The sequence below is a fragment of the Kitasatospora sp. NPDC001119 genome (genome assembly GCF_053598475.1).
In genome coordinates this window covers 1-3,589 of the sequence record NZ_JBSFKI010000091.1, presented here as the reverse complement: position 1 = coordinate 3,589, position 3,589 = coordinate 1, and the positions used below count along the sequence as shown (strand labels likewise).

Sequence of the window (3,589 nt, the reverse complement as noted above, 5' to 3'; positions counted from 1 at the left end):
TGCAGATGTCGCAATCCACACCGAGCCAGAAGGCCCTCACTCATTTCAAGATCACCCGGCCGTGAGCCCTGTCACCAACCTCCGTGGTCAGTACATGTAGCCGACCTTGCGGGCGGCGAAGGCGACGGTGCACTCGGGCTCGCGCAGCAGGTCGGCGGCGACCGCCAGGCGCCAGCCCGCCAGGTACGCCATCGGGGGCTCGCCGACCAGGGCGGTGAAGCGGCGGGCCAGGCCGGCCCGGGAGACGCCGACCCGCTGGGCCAGGTCGGCGACCGTCCACGCGGTGGCCGGATCGTCGTGCATCAGCCGCAGCACCGGGCCGACCACCTGGTCGTGCTGGGCGCGGTACCAGGCGGGGGCACCGGAGTCGGGGGCGGCCAGCCAGGAGCGCAGCACGGAGACCACCAGCAGGTCCAGGATGCGGTCCAGGACGAGCTCCTGGCCGGGCTCGTTGCGCCCTATCTCGGCGGCCAGCAGGTGCACCAGGGTGTCGTCCGCGCCGGTGCCGGCCGGGCGGACCAGCAGCGCGGGCAGGCAGCCCAGCAGCCGCTGGCCGATCTCGTGCTCGGCCTGGTAGGTGCCGGACAGCACCACCGAGGAGGCCCGGTCGCCCTCCCGCCCCTGGCCCCAGGTCCGGACGCCGAGCGACATCACCTCGGAGACGTCCACCCCGCCCTTGGTGCAGACCTGGCCCGGGCCGACGATCACGTCCACCGGGGTGTCCGGGTCGTCCGCCACGGTGTACGGCTCCGGGCCGCGCACGATCGCCACGTCCCCGGGGTGCAGCAGCAGCGGAGTGCCGCGCTCGGGCAGGATCCACGCGTCGCCGCGGACCATCGTCACGACCGAGAGCGGGGCCCGGTCCTCGATCCGCAGCGACCACGGCGGGGTGAGGATGGAGCGCAGCAGGAACGCGCCACGGGCCTTGGGGCCGTCGAGGAGTCCCGTCAGAGTGTCCATGCCGCCAAGTGTAGACGTCGGCACATCATTTGACGCTTCGTCATTTGAGAGACTCTTGAGTGATCGAGGTGGCCCGCACCGCCCCGATGCCGGATGATCTGCCCACGGGGTATGGACCGAGACACGGCGAACGCGATACGGCGGTACGGCAGTACAGCGGTACCGACAGCGAGAAGTGAGGGGCTCACGACGATGGAAACGGCACGCACACTCGTCCTGGTGGCGGCCACTGTCACCTGTGGACTGACCGCAGGACTGTTCTACGGATTCTCCTGCTCGGTCATGCCCGCGCTCGCGCGGGCCGAGGACCGGACCTTCATCGAGGTCATGCAGCGCATCAACAAGGCGATCCTGAACGGCTGGTTCGTCCTCGGCTTCGTCGGCGCCCTGCTCGCCACCGCGGCCGCGGTCGCCCTGCACCTGCCCTCGGACGGGCACGACGTCCTGCCCGCGACCATCGCCGCCCTCGTGCTGTACATCGCGATGATCGGGGTGACCCGCTCGGTCAACATCCCGCTGAACGACGAGCTCGAGGCCGCCGGGTCGCCCCAGCGGATCGCCGACCCGGCCGCGGTGCGCAGCCGCTTCGAGGCGCGCTGGGTGCGCTTCAACGTGCTGCGCACCCTGCTGTCGACCGGCGCGCTGGCCTGCCTCGCGTGGGCACTGATCCTCAACGGGCAGAGCTGACCGGCCCCGACCCGCTCGACGGGCGGAGCCGACCGGGCCGAGCCCCTTCGACGGCCGGCCCGGACCCGCTCAGCAGCCGGGCCGAGCCCGTTCGACGGGCGGCCCCAGCGCGCCGCCCGTCCCCGCCACCCTCTGCCGCCGGCCCGACTCAGCCGCAGAGGGTGGCGAAGCCGTACCCGCGCGCCTTGAGCGTGGAGATGATCGTCGGCAGCGCGGCCACCGTCTGACTGCGGTCGCCGCCGCCGTCGTGCATCAGGACCACCGAGCCGGGACGGACGTTGTCCAGCACCCGTGACCGGATCGCGGCCGTGCCGGGGCGGGACCAGTCCGCCGGGTCCACCGACCAGAGCACGACCTGCTTGCCGAGCGCCGCGGCCTTCGAGCGCACCGTGCTGTTCACCGCGCCGTACGGCGGGCGCAGGCAGCTCGGGGTGCGGCCGGTCCGCGCGCGGATCGCCCGGTCGGTGTCGGCCACCTGCGCGTCGAGCGCGGCGGCGGAGAGCTTGCGCAGGTCCGGGTGCGACCAGGAGTGGTTCTGCACGCTGTGGCCCTGCTTGGCGACCTGCGCGGTCACCGAGGGGTGGGCGGCGACGTTCTGCCCGATCTCGAAGAAGGTCGCGCGCACCCCGTACCGGGCGAGCGTCGCCAGGACCTTGGGCGTGTAGGCGGGGCTGGGGCCGTCGTCGAAGGTCAGGTAGACCACCTTGCCGCCGTTGGCGCCGGCCGCCTCCGCCCCGGTGGCGGGCAGGGCGACCGCCGCTCCCGCCGCCAGGGCGACGACGAGCGCGCCGATCGCGGTCCGGATCCTGCCGACTGCCGTTCGCCTGCCGGGTCGTACGGTCATGTCTGCCCCCTGCGGTCGGAACTCCCGTGCACCGGCCGCCAGTCTGCTCCCGAGGTGCCGTCCGCCGCGACCCTCCGTCGATCGCGAGCGAACGGAACCGGCCAGTGGGTGCACCGGGTGGCGAGCACCGCCGAGCATCGCCGGGCACCGCGGCTATCGGACACGCCGAGGCCCCCGGCGGGGTTCCGCCGGGGGCGCGGTGCGGGGGTTCGGCGTTCAGCGCCCCGCGCGGCCGTGCAGCACCAGGGAGCGGGTCAGCGCGAACAGCCCACCGGCGCAGAGCGCGGTGCGGAGCATGTTGACCGGGACCCAGGTGTCCGCGAACTTGGCCCGTACGGCGGCCAGGTCGTGGATCTGCGCCGGGTCGCCGGCCGCCGCCAGCTCGTTGTTGAGCGGGATGTTGACGCCCATGGTGACGATCAGCGCCACCACGTACAGCGCCGTCGCGGCCGCCGCCCAGAGCGCGGCCTGGCGCCGGCCTGCCTTGTGCTGGAGCCAGGCGGCGATGCCGGTGGCGAGGAACGCGCCGACGAAGACCAGGCCGAACAGCCCGTTCCCGTCGATCGCCTTGTTGATCTGCTGCATCGCCGCCACGTAGGTGTGGTCGTCGCCCGCCGCGAGGCCCGGCATCACCGAGACGTCGAAGGCGAAGAACAGGCCCGCCATCAGGCCCATCGCGACGGTGGCGCCCACCAGGAGCGGCCCGGCGGCCTTGCTCCGGGTGGCGGGTACGGCCGGGGCCGTACCGCCCGGCGCGAGGCCGGTGAAGGACTGTGCGGCGGTGTAGGAAGCAGGGGTCGCGGTCTGATTCGAGCGCATCGGTTTTCCTTCGGTCTCCCCGGTCCCCGCCCGACGCGGGGACCCTCCCGGTGTCCGGGCCGCCGGCCTCCTCACCGCTCCCGGCCGGGGCCGGGTGTTCGGTCAGGCGGTCGGCGCCGCCCGGCACCGACGATCAAGTGGACTGCCGTACGGACGGCAGGTGTTGCCCTTCTGGCTGGTCACGCGTTCCACACGCCCGAGGCGGCGGCCTCGCGGGCGTAGTCGGCGAAGTCCCGCGGCTCGCGGCCCAACGCCCGCCGCACCCCGTCGCCCAGCGAC

Annotated in this window: 3 protein-coding genes and 1 pseudogene; 1 reads left to right on the top strand and 3 read right to left on the bottom strand. The window is 73.5% G+C overall.

Features of this window, described 5'->3' with window-relative positions; genetic code table 11:
* Positions 1-96 precede the first annotated feature (96 nt).
* Positions 97-960 (bottom strand): annotated as a pseudogene (locus ACWDD9_RS43780) (AraC family transcriptional regulator); the annotation flags it as partial.
* A 219-nt stretch (positions 961-1,179) separates the two neighbouring features.
* On the opposite strand from ACWDD9_RS43780, the gene ACWDD9_RS43775 reads away from it, so the two are divergent.
* Positions 1,180-1,647: an anthrone oxygenase family protein gene (locus ACWDD9_RS43775; protein ID WP_310593231.1), complete on the top strand. Its 468-nt coding sequence runs from the start codon at positions 1,180-1,182 to the stop codon at positions 1,645-1,647.
* A gap of 148 nt (positions 1,648-1,795) precedes the next feature.
* Here ACWDD9_RS43775 and ACWDD9_RS43770 read toward each other — a convergent pair whose 3' ends face one another.
* Positions 1,796-2,491, bottom strand: a complete 696-nt coding sequence (locus ACWDD9_RS43770; RefSeq protein ID WP_049653289.1) for a polysaccharide deacetylase family protein — start codon at positions 2,489-2,491, stop codon at positions 1,796-1,798.
* Between the two features lie 216 nt (positions 2,492-2,707).
* Positions 2,708-3,310, bottom strand: coding sequence for an anthrone oxygenase family protein (locus ACWDD9_RS43765; RefSeq protein ID WP_049653286.1), 603 nt, complete (start codon positions 3,308-3,310; stop codon positions 2,708-2,710).
* Positions 3,311-3,589: the final 279 nt, after the last annotated feature.

What these genes read in the sequence shown, in the direction of transcription:
- ACWDD9_RS43770 (WP_049653289.1), bottom strand. Translation starts at nt 2,491, where the DNA reads ATGACCGTACGACCCGGCAGGCGAACGGCAGTCGGCAGGATCCGGACC.
- ACWDD9_RS43765 (WP_049653286.1), bottom strand. Translation starts at nt 3,310, where the DNA reads ATGCGCTCGAATCAGACCGCGACCCCTGCTTCCTACACCGCCGCACAG.